General features: G+C 73.0%; 16 protein-coding genes. 7 read left to right on the forward strand and 9 right to left on the reverse strand.

Annotation, left to right across the window (positions count from 1 at the left end; translation table 11 throughout):
• Nucleotides 1–42 precede the first annotated feature (42 nt).
• A complete protein-coding gene (locus ACZ6Z8_RS06695) occupies nt 43–3,435 on the reverse strand; it encodes an AfsR/SARP family transcriptional regulator (protein ID WP_465606974.1) in 3,393 nt (1,130 codons plus the stop codon).
• A 217-nt stretch (nt 3,436–3,652) separates the two neighbouring features.
• Between ACZ6Z8_RS06695 and ACZ6Z8_RS06700 the strand changes: the two genes are divergently transcribed.
• Nucleotides 3,653–4,468 (forward strand): site-2 protease family protein, encoded by an 816-nt coding sequence (locus ACZ6Z8_RS06700; RefSeq protein ID WP_465606976.1) that lies wholly within the window; start codon nt 3,653–3,655, stop codon nt 4,466–4,468.
• A 7-nt stretch (nt 4,469–4,475) separates the two neighbouring features.
• On the opposite strand, the gene ACZ6Z8_RS06705 is transcribed toward ACZ6Z8_RS06700, so the two are convergent.
• Both ACZ6Z8_RS06705 and npdG read right to left on the reverse strand, forming a co-directional pair.
• The gene (locus ACZ6Z8_RS06705; protein ID WP_030282548.1) at nt 4,476–4,658 is read right to left on the reverse strand and encodes a hypothetical protein; all 183 of its coding nucleotides are present in this window, start codon (nt 4,656–4,658) and stop codon (nt 4,476–4,478) included.
• Between the two features lie 113 nt (nt 4,659–4,771).
• The gene (gene npdG, locus ACZ6Z8_RS06710; protein WP_465606978.1) at nt 4,772–5,464 is read right to left on the reverse strand and encodes an NADPH-dependent F420 reductase; all 693 of its coding nucleotides are present in this window, start codon (nt 5,462–5,464) and stop codon (nt 4,772–4,774) included.
• A 47-nt stretch (nt 5,465–5,511) separates the two neighbouring features.
• On the opposite strand from npdG, the gene ACZ6Z8_RS06715 reads away from it, so the two are divergent.
• Nucleotides 5,512–6,132, forward strand: a complete 621-nt coding sequence (locus ACZ6Z8_RS06715; protein ID WP_465606979.1) for a hypothetical protein — start codon at nt 5,512–5,514, stop codon at nt 6,130–6,132.
• 198 nt (nt 6,133–6,330) lie between these two features.
• On the opposite strand, the gene ACZ6Z8_RS06720 is transcribed toward ACZ6Z8_RS06715, so the two are convergent.
• Nucleotides 6,331–6,564, reverse strand: a complete 234-nt coding sequence (locus tag ACZ6Z8_RS06720; protein WP_465606981.1) for a hypothetical protein — start codon at nt 6,562–6,564, stop codon at nt 6,331–6,333.
• A 104-nt stretch (nt 6,565–6,668) separates the two neighbouring features.
• Here ACZ6Z8_RS06720 and map point away from each other — a divergent pair, with 104 nt between their 5' ends.
• Nucleotides 6,669–7,514, forward strand: coding sequence for a type I methionyl aminopeptidase (gene map, locus ACZ6Z8_RS06725; RefSeq protein WP_465606983.1), 846 nt, complete (start codon nt 6,669–6,671; stop codon nt 7,512–7,514).
• A 45-nt stretch (nt 7,515–7,559) separates the two neighbouring features.
• Here map and ACZ6Z8_RS06730 read toward each other — a convergent pair whose 3' ends face one another.
• Nucleotides 7,560–8,258, reverse strand: a complete 699-nt coding sequence (locus tag ACZ6Z8_RS06730; RefSeq protein WP_465606984.1) for a bifunctional DNA primase/polymerase — start codon at nt 8,256–8,258, stop codon at nt 7,560–7,562.
• Nucleotides 8,259–8,688: 430 nt separating this feature from the next.
• Here ACZ6Z8_RS06730 and ACZ6Z8_RS06735 point away from each other — a divergent pair, with 430 nt between their 5' ends.
• Both ACZ6Z8_RS06735 and ACZ6Z8_RS06740 read left to right on the forward strand, forming a co-directional pair.
• Nucleotides 8,689–8,907 carry a hypothetical protein gene (locus ACZ6Z8_RS06735; protein ID WP_402815906.1) on the forward strand — a complete coding sequence of 73 codons (219 nt, stop codon included), beginning with the start codon at nt 8,689–8,691 and terminating at the stop codon, nt 8,905–8,907.
• A gap of 44 nt (nt 8,908–8,951) precedes the next feature.
• Nucleotides 8,952–9,161 carry a hypothetical protein gene (locus ACZ6Z8_RS06740; RefSeq protein ID WP_402815907.1) on the forward strand — a complete coding sequence of 70 codons (210 nt, stop codon included), beginning with the start codon at nt 8,952–8,954 and terminating at the stop codon, nt 9,159–9,161.
• A gap of 57 nt (nt 9,162–9,218) precedes the next feature.
• Here the strand turns inward: ACZ6Z8_RS06740 and ACZ6Z8_RS06745 are convergent, their stop codons facing one another.
• On the reverse strand, nt 9,219–9,896 hold the full coding sequence (locus ACZ6Z8_RS06745; RefSeq protein ID WP_465606986.1) for a PadR family transcriptional regulator: 678 nt from the start codon (nt 9,894–9,896) through the stop codon (nt 9,219–9,221).
• Between the two features lie 156 nt (nt 9,897–10,052).
• Between ACZ6Z8_RS06745 and ACZ6Z8_RS06750 the strand changes: the two genes are divergently transcribed.
• Both ACZ6Z8_RS06750 and ACZ6Z8_RS06755 read left to right on the forward strand, forming a co-directional pair.
• Nucleotides 10,053–10,451, forward strand: coding sequence for an ACT domain-containing protein (locus tag ACZ6Z8_RS06750; RefSeq protein WP_402815909.1), 399 nt, complete (start codon nt 10,053–10,055; stop codon nt 10,449–10,451).
• Nucleotides 10,452–10,571: 120 nt separating this feature from the next.
• Nucleotides 10,572–10,829, forward strand: a complete 258-nt coding sequence (locus tag ACZ6Z8_RS06755; RefSeq protein WP_465606989.1) for a Prokaryotic metallothionein — start codon at nt 10,572–10,574, stop codon at nt 10,827–10,829.
• A gap of 703 nt (nt 10,830–11,532) precedes the next feature.
• Here ACZ6Z8_RS06755 and ACZ6Z8_RS06760 read toward each other — a convergent pair.
• The 3 genes from ACZ6Z8_RS06760 to ACZ6Z8_RS06770 are packed head-to-tail and all read right to left on the reverse strand — an operon-like array spanning nt 11,533 to nt 14,206.
• Nucleotides 11,533–11,967: an NUDIX hydrolase gene (locus ACZ6Z8_RS06760; protein ID WP_465606991.1), complete on the reverse strand. Its 435-nt coding sequence runs from the start codon at nt 11,965–11,967 to the stop codon at nt 11,533–11,535.
• Complete coding sequence (locus tag ACZ6Z8_RS06765; protein ID WP_465606992.1) at nt 11,964–13,217, reverse strand: DegT/DnrJ/EryC1/StrS family aminotransferase; 1,254 nt, start codon at nt 13,215–13,217, stop codon at nt 11,964–11,966. Before ACZ6Z8_RS06765 ends, ACZ6Z8_RS06760 begins: the two co-directional genes overlap by 4 nt.
• Nucleotides 13,214–14,206 (reverse strand): Gfo/Idh/MocA family protein, encoded by a 993-nt coding sequence (locus tag ACZ6Z8_RS06770; RefSeq protein ID WP_465606994.1) that lies wholly within the window; start codon nt 14,204–14,206, stop codon nt 13,214–13,216. Before ACZ6Z8_RS06770 ends, ACZ6Z8_RS06765 begins: the two co-directional genes overlap by 4 nt.
• Between the last annotated feature and the right edge of the window lie 69 nt (nt 14,207–14,275).

Raw genomic sequence — 14,275 nt, forward strand, 5'->3', positions numbered from 1 at the left:
GGACGGGCACCGGCCGACCGGCCCGAAGCCGCGATCCGACGGCTAGTCGAGCAACTCCGAGAGCACGGCCTGGATCTGTTCCCTGGTCATCTCCGCGCCGACCGCGTGGGCCGCCTCGTAGGCCTCGTCCCCCAGCAGCGCCCGCAGCGCGACGGCCGACCGTTCGCGCTCCACCCGTTCCAGGAAGCCGCCCTTCGGGCCGCTCAGCCCCTTGTGCGCCCCGAGCAGCACCGCCGCCCGCCGGGCGCGCTCCAGGTCCCCGTCCCGCTCCGCGAAGGCGCGCAGCACGCCGACCACGGCGGGCACCACCATGACCGTCATCTGCTCGGCGAAACCGCTCGCGGCCGTCATCTCCACCAGCCGGCGGCGGCCCTCGCGCATCAGGGCGAGACCCTGCTCGGGCTCACCGGACCGGGCCGTCACCCAGCCGCGGGTGCTGAGCAGCAGCCCGCTGACGATGCCCGGCACGAACCCGCCCTCGGTGATCGCGTCGAGCTCGTCCAGCCCGGCCAGGGCCTCCTGGTAGTCACCGCGGTGGGCCTGCAGGCCACAGAGCGTCAGGTGGCCGATCAGCACGGCACCGGTGGTGGCCTGGTTGAGCGCCGGGGAGTCGATGGCCGCCAGCGCCTCCCGGACGACCCGCTCACCGCGTTCCATGTCCCGCTCCAGCAGGACACTGCCGAGGTTCACCTTCAGCATCGGCACCTCGTGCGGCGCGCCCAGTTCCTCGGCCAGTCCGATCGCCCGCTCGTACGCGGCGGCGGCGCCCTCGGTGTCGCCCCGGTTGGCCAGCGACTCGCCCCAGGCCGACAGCGCCTGGGACACCCCCCAGAGGTCCCCGGCCTGCTCGAACAGCTCCAGGGAGCGCCGGCCGTCCCGCAGGCTCTGCTCCTCGCCCTCCGGCCAGTCGTTCAGCATCCTGGCCCGGACCTGCAGGGCGAACGCCAGGTCGTTGGCGCCGCCGTGCCGCTCGCAGCCGCGGACGGCGTCGTCCATCAGGTCCTTCATCAGCTCCAGGCGGCCGGCCAGGAAGGCGCTGAACACCCGCATCAGCGCCGGGAACCGGTAGGACTGCGGCAGATCCTCGGTGTAGACGTCCAGCAGTCGTTCGGCGACCCTGACCGCCTCCGGGTTGCCGAGCACGTCCAGGTTCCCCTCGAACAGCCCGATCAGCCGGAATATCGCGACCAGCCGGCGGGCCTCCTCGACCACGCCCTCGGGCATCGGCAGGCCGTACGCCAGCACGTTGCGCTCCAGCGGCACCGGCGGCGGGGCGTCCGGGCGGAACGGGTCCGGGCCGAGCGCCGCGATCGCGGTGAACCAGCCGCGCGCCTCCATGCTGTAGCCGCGCACCGACCAGTACCAGCCCATCCCGAGGGCGAGGACCAGCGCCTGCTCCTCGTCCGCGAGGTCGATCGCGCGGCGCAGCGCGGTCCGGATGTTGTCCTGCTCCCGCTCCAGCACGGCCAGCCAGTGCAGTTGCCGGGGGCCGTGGATGTTCAGGTCCGCGGTGGCCACCAGCGCGCGGAAGTGCGCCAGGTGGCGGGCCTCGGTGGCGTCGCGCTCGGCGGGGGACTCGGCGAGGCGCTCGGTGGCGTACTCGTGGATGGTCTCCAGCATCCGGTAGCGCGGCTGGCCGCCGTCGTCGGCCAGGTCGGCCACCAGCAGGGACTTGTCGACCAGGGAGAGCAGCAGGTCGGCGACCTCCGCGCCGACCACCTCGGTGCCGTCGGCGCAGACCGCCTCGGCGTCCTCCAGCTGCCAGCCGCCCGCGAACACCGAGAGCCGGCGCAGTACCGCCCGTTCCCGCTTGCCCAGGAGGTCCCAGCTCCAGTCGACCACCGCGCGCAGGGTCTGCTGACGCGGCAGCAGGGTGCGGCTTCCCGCGGTGAGCAGCGCGAACCGGCCGTCCAGGCGGTCGGCGATCTGACGGGCCGTCATCACCCGCAGCCGGGCGGCGGCCAGTTCGATGGCCAGCGGCAGGCCGTCCAGGCGACGGCAGATCTCGGTGCAGGCCTGCGGGTCGCTCCGCGGGTCGAAGCCGGGACGGGCGGCGGCGGCGCGCTCGGTGAACAGGCGCACGGCCACCGGATCGGGCAGCGGCTCGACCGGCAGCACCGTCTCGCCGGGCACGCCGAGCGGCTCGCGGCTGGTGGCGAGCACGGTCAGCCCGGGGCATTCGGCGAGCAGGGTGTCGACCAGGTCGGCTGCGGCCTGCACCAGGTGCTCGCAGTTGTCGAGGACGAGCAGCATCCGGCGGTGGGCGCAGTGTTCGACCAGCCGGCGCACCGGATCCTCGGCGCGCTTCTCGATCACCTCGGCGACCATGCTCTTGCTGTGCAGCACGAGCTCGCGCATGCCGAGCGCGGAGACCACGGCGGCGGGGACGGCCTCCGGACTCTCCAGCGGGGCGAGTTCGGCCAGCCAGACGCCGTCCGGCCAGTGCCCGGTGGACTGCTCGGCGCGGCCGGCCTCGACCGACAGCCGGGTCTTGCCGGAGCCGCCGGGGCCGGTCAGGGTGACCAGCCGGCGGTCCGCCACCAGGAGGCGGCGCAGGGTGGCGAGATCGTCCTCCCGGCCGACGAAGCTGGTCAGCCGGCCGCGCAGGTTCCCTACGGCGCGCGGGAGGTGGGGGGCGGGGGTGGCCGGGCCGGCGGCGACCGGCGGCGCCGGCTCGGGCTTCACCCCCGGCTCCGCGGGTTCCGGCGCCGCCTGCGGCTCGGTGGACCTGAGCAACTCGGCGTGGAACGCCTGGAGTTGTCGGCCGGGATCGGCACCGAGCTCGTCCGCCAGGGCACGCCTGGTGCGCTCGTAGTGGCGCAGCGCCTCGGCCGTGCGGCCGCTCTCGTGCAGGGCCCGCAGCATCAGCAGCTGCAGGGGCTCGTCCAGCGGCTGGTGTTCGCACAACTCGGCCAGCTCGGCGACCAGGTCGGCGGCCCGCCCGAGTCCGAGGTCGGCGGTGATCCGGTGCCGGCGGGCCTCGTCCCGCTGGGCCTCCAGCCGGGCGGCCGGGCCGGCCCGGTCGGGCAGGTCGGCCAGGGCGGGGCCGCGCCACAGCGCCAGCGCGGCGCGGAGCCGGTCGGCGGCCAGCGCGTGGTCGCCGGCGTCGAGGGCGCGGCGGCCGTCGGCGCTCAGCCGCTGGAAGTCGGCCAGGTCGGTGGCCGGGCCGGTCAGCCAGTACCCGGCCGGTCCGGAGCCGATCCGCTCCCGGCCGATGGTGCGGCGCAGCCGGCCGACCAGGGTCTGCAGCGCCGCGGAGGAGTCCTGCGGCGGCTCGGCCTCCCACACCTCGTCCACCAGCAGGTCGGCCGGGACGGGCCGGCCCTGCCGCAGGGCGAGCGCGGTGAGCAGCGCCCGCAGCCGGGCACCGCCGAGCGGGACCGGCGTGCCGTCGTCGTGGTGGGCCGTGGTGGTCCCGAGGATGCCGTAGTGCACCGGTCCATTCTGGTCGATCGGCAGGAGTCCGGGCGCACAATTGTTCCGGGGGCGACCCCGCCCGCTGTTCCGGCGGCCACCCGCCCGTACACCCGACGGAACCGGGCGGCGCCCCTCGGACGTTCACCCGGAGCGGCTTGTCCGGTCACCGGCCCGCCCGGCATGATCGACCCCAGCCCGTGAGCACCCCCTTCCTCTGGACCCGGAGCACCCACAGATGACCTTCGCCGCCACGCCGCGCTCCCGCAGCGAGGACCGCCGGATCAGCCCGGTGTTCTGGGTGCTCCTCGCCACCCTGGGCACCTCCGCCTGGGCCGTGTACTCGGGCTACGGCAACGCCCGGTTCGGGGTGTTCCTGTTCGTGGTGTCGGGCTGGATGGTCTCCCTCTGCCTGCACGAGTACGCGCACGCGCGCACCGCGCTGCACGGCGGTGACATCACCGTCGGCGCCAAGGGGTACCTCACGCTCAACCCGCTGAAGTACACCAACGTGCTGCTCAGCTTCGTCCTGCCGATCGTCTTCGTGATCCTCGGTGGCATCGGCCTGCCCGGCGGCTCGGTGTGGATCGAGCGCCACCGGATCCAGGGGCGGCTCAAGCACAGTCTGATCTCGGCGGCCGGGCCGCTGGTGAACCTGGTGTTCGCGGCGGCGCTGCTGGTCCCGGTCGGCGCCGGCTGGCTGGACGGCTCGGACCTGCACGCCACCTTCTACGGCTACGACCTGAACGTCTCGCCGTTCGCCTGCGCCCTCGGCTTCCTCGGCCTGCTCCAGCTCAGCGCGGCCCTGCTGAACCTGCTGCCGGTGCCCGGCCTGGACGGCTACGGGATCATCGAGCCCTGGCTCTCCGCCAAGACCCGGCGCTCGGTCGAGCCGTTCGCCCCGTACGGGATGCTCGCGGTGTTCGCGCTGCTGTGGCAGCCCGAGGTGAACTCGTTCTTCTTCGGGATCGTCCACGACCTGATGGGCCTGTTCGGCGTGGACACCGACTACGCGACGGTCGGCCGGTACCTGTTCAGCTTCTGGAAGAGCTAGGCGGGAACTAGGCCTGCTCGGCGGCCTCCGCCAGCTTGGCCCGGCGCCGGTTCATCCACAGCACGTTGCTGGCCACCCCGGCCAGCGGCAGCCAGATCAGTCCGAGCCAGAAACCCTGGACCACCGAGACCACGGCGGCCGCCAGCGCGAGGACGACGACGAGCAGGGCGAAGAGGGACGTGCGAGGCATGGCGCGGGGCTCCTAGGACCGGGTACGGACGGCCGGGTGGCGGCCGCCCCCCATTGTCGCCGACCTCACCTCCGGACGGGTTCCAGGGGTGAGGTCGGCGCGGCGCTCCCGGGTCACACGTCGGTGACCCGCAGGCCCGCGTGGGCCTTGTAACGGCGGTTGACCGAGATCAGGTTGGCCACCAGAGCCTCCACCTGGTGGGCGTTGCGCAGCCGGCCGGAGTAGATGCCGCGCATGCCGGGGATCAGGCTCGCCAGCGCCCGCACCACGTCGGTGGCGGCCCGGTCGTCGCCGAGCACCATGACGTCGGTGTCGATCCGCTCCACCGACTCGTCCTGCAGCAGCACCGCCGAGAGGTGGTGGAAGGCGGCGGTGACCCGGGAGTCCGGCAGCAGCGCGGCGGCCTGCTGGGCGGCGCTGCCCTCCTCCGGCTTCAGCGCGTACGCGCCCTGCTTGTCGAAGCCGAGCGGGTTGACGCAGTCGACGACGATCTTTCCGGCCAGTTCCTCGCGCAGTGCGGTCAGGGTGGCGGCGTGGCCCTCCCACGGCACCGCGATGATCACCACGTCGCTCTCCCGGGCGACGGTGGCGTTGTCGGCACCGCGCACGCCGACGCCCAGCTCGGCGGCCGAGGCCTCGGCCCGGGCGCCGTCGCGGGAGCCGATGATCACCTGCTGGCCGGCCTTGGCCAGCCGCAGGGCGAGCCCGCGCCCCTGGTCACCGGTGCCGCCGAGGACGCCGACCACCAGCTGCGAGACGTCCGGCAGCTCGTGGGCCGGGTTTGTCGCTGAATCGAGGGAAGTCATGGGCCGATCTTCCCAAACCGGAGACCGGGCGCGACATCCTGGCCCGCATGGACGCTGTGAGAGTTTCGGCACTCCGGGAGCGGCTCGCGGGCACCGGCTGGCTGGAGGCGGTCGGCGGCTTCGCCGGTTCGCTGCGGCGCTCGGTGGAACGGCGCGGGGCGGGCGAGCTGCTGCTGGTCGGCACCGAGGCGTACGAGCCCTGGCATCTGGCCGCCCACCTGGAGGATGAGGCCGCCTGGTCGGCCGTCCCCCGGCTGGCCCCCACCCTGCTGCGGCACCGCCCGCCCACCGCCGCCCCGGCCCACCTGGCGCACGGCCTGCGACGGCTCACCGAGGCCGGGCGCGGCGCCACCGTGCTGGTGGTGTCCCCGGGGGCGGCGGGCGCCCCGCTGCTGGAGCGGGTGCGGGACGCCCGCCGGCACGGCGCGACCGTGCTCGCGCTGGACGGCGCCCTCGCCGATCCCACCGACCTCGCCGCCCCCACCGACCTCGCCGACCTCGCGCACGAGCGCCTCGCGGTCGGCACCGCCGCCGAGGAGCCCTTCGACCTCGCCCAGCACCTGGTCAGCGCCGCCGCCGGGCAGCCGGTCGGCCGCCGCTCCACCCTGGACCGGCTGGCGGAGCTCGCCGGGCGGCTGACCTCGGCGCCCTCGCTCAGCCGCTGGTGAATGACCCGTTGCGGGGAGTCGAGCAGCCGACCCAGGATGGTCGTTCGTGAACGACGACGAACCACCGCGATAGCGAAGGCCGCCCGTACCCCCAAGAGGGACGGACGGCTTGGCGTTTCGTCAGGTGCTGCAGAGCCCCGCGCCCGCGGTATGACGCCGGGGCGGGGCGGGCGCCGAGCGCAGGGGCACTGCGGCGGGCTACTCGGGAGGGCCGTCGTTCTCGGGCTTGTCGCTCCAGCGGGGGTCGTTCTGCCACTCGCGGTTGCGTTCGTCGGCGGTCTGGAGGGCGTGGGCGGCCTCGTCGGGGGTGGCGTAGGGGCCGAGTCGGTCCTTGGCGGGGCACTCGGGGCCCTCCTCGACCTTGCCGTGCTTGATGCAGTAGAACCACTCGCCCGGCCGGCCGGTCGGCTTGCGGTGGAATCCGAGGGGCATGGCGCTCTCCCGTCCAGAGATAGGGTCGGTACCGATCATTCCCCGGGTCGGGCCGGTCCGCACACCACCCGGGACGGCGGGGCCCGGCGGCTAGACTCGCCGCCATGGCTCTCGTACCCGGCATCCAGTCCCCCACCCGCAAGGTCCCGGCGCACATCGCGCGCCCCGAGTACGTCGGCAAGCCCGCGCCGACGCCGTACACCGGGCCCGAGGTGCAGACCGCCGAGACGATCGAGAAGATGCGGATCGCGGGCGGGATCGCCGCCCGGGCGATGGAGGAGGCCGCGAAGCTGATCGCCCCCGGCGTCACCACGGACGCGCTGGACGCCGTCGCCCACGCGTACATGTGCGACCACGGCGCCTACCCGTCCGACCTGGGCTACCGCGGCTTCCCCAAGTCCGTCTGCACCTCGATCAACGAGGTGATCTGCCACGGCATCCCGGACTCGACGGTGCTTCAGGACGGCGACATCGTCAACATCGACGCCACCGCGTACATCCACGGGGTGCACGGCGACCTCAACGCCACCTACCTGGTCGGCGACGTGGACGAGGAGTCCCGGCTGCTGGTCGAGCGCACCCGGGAGTCGCTCAACCGGGCGATCAAGGCGGTCAAGCCGGGCCGCCAGATCAACGTCATCGGACGGGTCATCGAGTCCTACGCCAAGCGCTTCGGTTACGGCGTGGTGCGGGACTTCACCGGACACGGCATCAACACGTCGTTCCACTCCGGCCTGATCATCCCGCACTACGACAGCGAGCGGGCCACCGAGGTCATCAAGCCCGGCATGACCTTCACCATCGAGCCGATGCTCACCCTGGGCACCTACGACTACGAGATCTGGCCGGACGGCTGGACGGTCGTCACCAAGGACCGCAAGCGCACCGCCCAGTTCGAGCACACCCTGGTGGTCACGGCGGACGGCGCGGAGATCCTCACCCTGCCGTGAGCCCTGCCGTGATCCCTGCCGGGACCGCGGCCGAAGGGGCAGCCGTCAGCCGATGAGCCACTGCTCCTCGGCGACGGCGCCCACCTCGGTACAGGCGTCGGTGAGCACGTCCAGCACCCGCAGCGGGTCCGGCAGCGGCAGTTCGGGCCCGCGCAGCCACCGCACCCGGGAGCCGTCCGGCAGCGCGGCCGGCGGGAGCAGGGTGTACGAGCCGCGGCAGTGCCACCGCAGACCGGGGTGCTCGGACATGGTGTCCGGGGTCGAGTCGAGCGCGCTGTCCCACCACTCGTCCTCGTCCTGCGGAGTGCCGCGGGTGGCGGTGAAGAACAGGTAGCGGTCCTCGCCGACGGCGGCGACCGGGCCCTCGACGCCCAGCGCGGTCAGCCGCTCCAGAGCCAGCCGGCCGGCCTCGGCCGGGACGTCCAGCACGTCGTGCACCCGCCCGGTGGCGGTGACGAAGTTGGCCCGGGGATCGCGGGAGAGCCAGCGGGAGAGCTGTTCGGGGTCGGTGGTGGCCTGGGTCTGCCAGGCGAAGGAAACCGGGTGCTGGGCCGGAGCCGGACAGGCCACCCGGTCGCACGAGCAGCGGTAGCCGGCCGGGTGGGCGGCGGGCGCGACGGGGAACCCGGCGCGCACGGCGCCGAGCAGCTGGTCCAGTCTGGCGGTCGGGTCCGCACCGTCGGGGCGGGCCCGCTGTCGGTCACGCTTCTGCCACCAGGTGGTCCACCTGCTGCCGGCTTCCATCGGGCCCCTTCCGCGCAACTGCCGTGCCTGGTGCGACACAGCGTTCGACGTACCACTCCGACGCAACGCACAGCGCCCCCCGCTGCTTCCCGGGGCGGTGCTCGGCCCTGCTGTCCGCGCCCTGCCGACCGCGGCCCGGGATCACCGGACGGCCGACGCCCGGGTCTCGGTACGCCTGTCGCGGCAGCAACGCTGTCCGCGCCGGTGACGGCCGGAGGGCACGCTGACTCGCGCCTCGCCCGGCCCGTACGGGGCCCGCTGACCCGGGGTGGAACCCGAGGGCGTAACAGGAAGGATAAGGGTGCGCGGGGCCTCCCGATGACCGGGGGCGGTGCCTCTCCGGTCACACTCCGGACACCCCGTGCTCACCTGGCCTCCGCCGCGGGGTGGTCCCGGCGTGGCCGCCGCGTGGAGGTGAGACCCTGGAGGGGTGAAGAGCGCGGACACCGAATTCGTCGGCGGCCCCCTGGACGGGACGGTCCTCCCGATCCCGCTGGGGCCGATGCTCGGCGTGCCCAAGAAGTACAAGGTCCCGGTCCCCGCGCACGGCGACTCCCCCGCGCGCACACTGGTGTACGTCCGGAGCAAGCAGGTGCGGGGGCTCAGCTGGTTCTGGCGCTACGAGTACGACGAGGCGGCCTCCGGCTGACGGCCCGCCCGCCCGTTCCCCCCTCGCCTCCCCGGGAGGTCGGCATGGCCAGGACGGTTCGGCACCCGGTACGGCACCGCAGGAGCCGCGCGCAGGCGGCCGCCCACCACAACCGGCAGGTCGCCGGGGTGACCGCGGCGCTGCTGCTGGTGGTGAGCCTCTACTCCGTGACGATCGGCCCGGACGGCTGGCTCTGGTTCGGCTGGGCGGTGCTGCTGCTCGCCTGCGCGGCCCTGTTCGTGGTCCGCCCCTGAGCGGCCGCACCGCCCGTGTCCACCGGCCCACCGGCGGAACCGGTCCCCCCGGGCCGGTCAGTCATCCTCGGCGAGGACGAGGTACAGCTTCTTGCGGGCCTCGGTCAGCACCGCCAGGCCCTTGGCGCGCTGCGCCTCGGTGCCCGTCCGCATGACCTGCTGGACGGCCTGTTCGACCGCGGCGAGCGCCTGGCCGACCTCCTGGACGGCCTCCCAGTCGACCTCCCGGCCGGCCTCGGCCCACGGCTCCGCGGGCCCGGACTCGGCCTCGGCCCGGCCCGCCTCGGTGAGCGAGACCAGCCGCTTGCCGCCCACCTCCTCCGCGGTGATCAGCCCCTCCTCCTCCAGCAGCTGGAGGTTGGGGTAGATCGAACCCGGGCTGGGCCGCCAGGCCCCGTTGGTCCGCTCGGTGATCTCGGCGATCATCTCGTAGCCGTGCATCGGCCGTTCCTTGAGCAGCGCCAGCAGCGAGGCCCGGACGTCACCGCGCCGGGCCCGGCCGCCGCGCCGCCCGTGCGGACCGCCGCGCCGACCGCCGTGCCCGCCGAAGCCGTGCCCGAACGGGCCGCCCATCGGCCGGCCGGGGCCGCCGCCGCCGAACGGCGGGCCGAAGCCGCCGAAGGCCGGCCGCCCCTCGAAGCCCTCCCCGGGCATCCCCCGGAACTCCGGACCCGGCCCGCGGCGTCGTCCGCCGCCGCGCGGGTCCTCTCCTCGAAATCGCATTCCTGAGCGCATGGCGCCCACCTCCTTGAGGTTCCATCCGATTCTCCGAAACAGTCGAGTCACTGTCTCGATAGTTCGACGATATATCGGTGACTGTCGCTCGTCAACGGATTCCGACACGGCCCCGGCGGACGGCATGACCGCGGGCGAGCGGATACGGTGACGGGCATGGCCGGTGAACGAGACCTTGCGACCCTGCTGCGCGGGATGCGCCCGCAGCTCAACCCGGGGCGGTACGTCTACTGCACCCTCCCCGCGAAGGTGCCCGCCGGGATGCGGCCGGTGGTGACCGTCGCCGAACCCGAAGGGGTCACGGTGGTCGTCGCCCAGGAGGAGGCGGACGCCCTCGGGCTGCGCTACGAGTACGTGGCGGCCTGGATCACCCTGCAGATCCACTCCGCGCTGGAGGCCGTCGGACTGACCGCGGCGGTGGCCGGGCGGCTCGCCGAGGAGGGGATCAGCTGCAACGTGGTGGCCGGCTTCCACCACGACCACCTGTTCGTCGCCGCCGACGACGCCGAGCGCGCCGTCCGGGCCCTGGAAGAGCTCTCCGCCCGCTCCGCCTGACCGGCCCCGTCCGGGCACTCCGCCCGACGGTCCCGCCGGGTGGCCGCCGCCGACCGACCCTTCGACACTGGAAGGGAGCCGCCCCGCCAGGGCCGGCCCCACCGGAAGGAGACGGCCGCCATGGCCATCTGCGTCACCTGCGGCAACGACTACTGGCTCGCCTTCGAGATCAAGACGGTCACCGGCGACACCTACACCTTCGACAGCTTCGAGTGCGCGATGGAGAAGCTCGCCCCCCGCTGCGAACAGTGCCACGTCCGCATCGTCGGCCACGGCGTCGAGGTGGCCGGAATGTTCTTCTGCTGCGCCAACTGCGCCCGCGTCAACGGCGGCCTCGGCGAACAGATCCGCGACGCCGTCGGCGCCCACCCGGCCTAGGAGGGCGTTCCCCGCCCCGCCTGACCAGCACGAAGCAGGAGGCGTCCGAGGTCGAGACCTACCGGCTCGACCTCACTGACGACGAGCAGACGGACTTCCTCGCCGACCCCGGGGTCCACCTGCGCTCCATCCCCCTCGACCCCCGTGACCGGGGGCGGGGCCACCGGCCGCCCACCCGTCCGGCCCCCGAACGCACGAAGGCCCCCCGGCCCGCGCCGTTCGAGCGCGGACCGGAGGGCCTCCTGCTGCACAGGGACGGAAGAGTCGCCCTGTACGCCGGGAACAGTCTCCGCACCAGCAGCCACCTGCGGAAACGCTCCTCCCGGCGGTCCGATCGCCACTTCATCGCCATACCCTCGGCGACCGCCACTCAGCTGCCGAAGGACACCTTGCGTCACATGACTCGCAGCATGGAGATCGTGGTCTTCGATTCGTTGCAGTTCGATCGGCGCTTGTCAGGCCGCAATCGGCACTTCGCTCACGGCCACGGTCTCCGGTGTTCGGCCGGATGAGTTGCCGGTACTACCAGGTTCCGATCGCGGCGGCACTTCAGTACGCGCACGCCTCAACAAGGTCACCCTCAGCTACGCGGGGCAAGCGAACAACTCCTGGCTGGAGGACGTGGCCACCGAGCGGCCGGCGTCGCGACCGTAGTGCGGCGGGGCCCTCGGGGAATCCGAGGGCCCCGCCACACTCGACCACCTCAGCGGGCGATTAGCTTGCGGACCGCGTCGCTCACCTCGGGCAACTCGCCGGGGAGTGCCCACTGGTGGGCGTCGTGCTCGGTGAGGACGACCGGTTCGGTCTTCTCCACCCTGACGGCGAAGTTGAACTGGCGGGTCGTACCGCCGCGGCTGTTCTGGTAGTCGAAGTGACCGATGTAGTCGGTGACCTGGTTGACGGTCAGGCCGGTCTCCTCAGCGGTCTCCCGGTAGAGGGCGTCCAGGATCGTCTCCCCGGTTTCGACCGTGCCGGAGGGGATCTCCCACATCCCGCCCATGTAGTCGTCGGGGTTGCGCCGTACGAGCAGGGTGCGGCCGTCGTGGTTGATCACGGCGGCGGCGACGAAGCCGGTGATGCCGGCGGCTTCGGCGTCGGCCGCCAGGCCGGCCACGAACTCGGGGGAGGTGACGATCATTGCAGCTCCTTGTGATGGTCGCTGATCTTGATGGCCGCGCGGACGTACTGCTCGGCCAGTTCGAGATCCTGCTCACGATGCCAGACGGGGAGCTTGATCGTGTGGGCGTGGGCGTGCTCGGCGACGGGGAAGTCCCCGGCCTGGTACCGGCGGTGGGAGTGCGGGTGGCCGGGGAACAGCGGGGTGGGCTGCTGGTACAGCGGCAGCTGGTTCATCGGGCAGGTGGAGCCGGGCCGGTCGAACTCGGTGGCGCCCTCCGCGATCAGCGCCTGGTGGAACCGCTCGATCGGCAGGCCGCCGAGCTCGTCGGGCCGGTAGGTGACCGTCAACCCGTACCAGGAAGGGACCACCCCTTCGGGCATGGCGGTGACCTCCAGGCCGGGTATCCCGCCCAGCTGGCCGGTGAGGTAGCGGGCGATCTCGGCCCGGCCGGCGAGGTAGCCGTCGAGGCGGGCGAGCTGGTCGTGGGCGATGGCGGCGGCGAGGGGGTGGATGCGGAGCTTGAGGCCGGCCCCGGTGACCGCGTACCGCGCGAGCGGATGGCCTTCCGGGATCTCGGTCTTGGCCCGCTTGTTGTAGTGCGCGAGCGTGATGACCCGGTGGTAGATGTCGTCGTCGTCCGTGAGGACAAAGCCGCCCTCGCCACCGGACAGGGGCTTCGGGCCGTTAAGGGAGAAGGCCGAGGCGAGGCCGAACGTGCCGACCTTCTGCCCGGCGATGCTGGCGCCGTGCGCGTGGGAGCCGTCCTCCAAGACCGTCAGGTCGTAGGCGTTCGCGACGGCCACCAGGTCGGTCATGTCGGCGGGCCTGCCCCACAGGTGGGTGACCATGACAGCGCGGGTGCGGGGGGTGATCAGCTCCTCGATGCGGTTCGGGTCGATGTTGCCGTCCGACCGGGTCTCGCACAGCACGGGCACGGCGCGGAGGTGGAAGAGCGGGGAGGCGGTGGCGTGGAAGGTCCAGGCCGGGACGATGACCTCGTCACCGGGCTTGATCCGGGCGGCCCAGTAGGTGGCGTGCAGGGCGGCGGTGCCGGAGCTGGTGGTGACCGCGTGCCGAACGCCGAAGTAGTCCTGCAGGCCGTCCTCCAGCTCGGCGACGATGCCGGACCGGCCGGGGATGGAGATCGCCTCCTCCAGCTGGGCGGCGACCTTGGCGCGGGTGGTGTCGTCGATCGGCGGCCAGGCGAAGTGCGGGCCTGCGGCGTTGACGGCGGGCTCGCCGCCGAGCAGGGCAAGGGTGCTGGTCACAGCATCTCCTTCGGATCGATGTAGCGCCCCGCTGCCTTGGACTGGTAGCAGGAGGCGATGAAGGCGGCGTGCGCGAGGTGCTGCTTCGGGCCGGAGGTGTTAGGTCGCTCGCCATCCAGGACCCGGCAGAAGTAGTCGATCTGCGCGGTCGCTGCCGAGGCGGGCGCGTGCGGTCGGGTCAGCTCCTCCACCACGGCGCCGTGCAGGTCGAGCCGCTGGACCTGGCCCTTGGCCAGCAGCACCGAGCCGCGGGTGCCGACCACGTGCAGGCGCTCGGTCTTCGGGGCCACCCACCTGGACAGCAGCACCGAGCCGTACAGGTCTGTGTCGTAACCGAGCTGGATGACGGCGGTGTCCTCCGCGTCGTACCCGCCACCGGGGACGGCGGCGGTGGAGAACTCGGCGATGACCCGGCTGGGCAAGCCGAAGTACCACAGCAGCAGGTCGATGAGGTGGTAGCCCATGTCGATGATGCAGCCACCGCCGGCCTGCCGGATGTCCCCGCGCCAGCCGGCGCCGGGGTCGTCGGTGTGGAAGGTGTACTGGCCGTCGATCAGGAACGGGATGCCGATCTGGTCCAGCAGTCCGGCGACACTCGCGTGGATCGGGTTGAAGCGCCGCTGGAGGGTGACCATCAGCTCGACCTGCCCGTCCTGGCAGATCTGGGCGAGATCCCGGGCCTCCCACACGGATGTGGCGAACGGCTTCTCCTTGAGGACGTGGACGCCCCGGGCGGCGCACTCCTGGACGACCTCGCGGCCGGCGTGGTGCGGGACGGCGACGACCACGAAGTCCGGGGCCACGGCGTCCAGCAGCTCACCGGCGCGGGTGAATCCCGGGACCTGGAGCTGTTCCTGCCGCTGCCGCAGGGTGTCGGGGTTGCTGTCGCAGATCGCGACGAGCTCGGCCCTGCTGGAGGCGAGCAGGCCGGGCAGGTGGTCCTCGATCGCCTGGTGACCGAGGCCGATGACCGCAGCGCGTCGTTTCATGCGCGGACTCCTTCCGCTTCGTGAAGGAACTTGCCGGTGCATGACGAGTAGAGCCCAACTCAGGGTCAC

The organism is Kitasatospora sp. NPDC101108 (genome assembly GCF_055584725.1).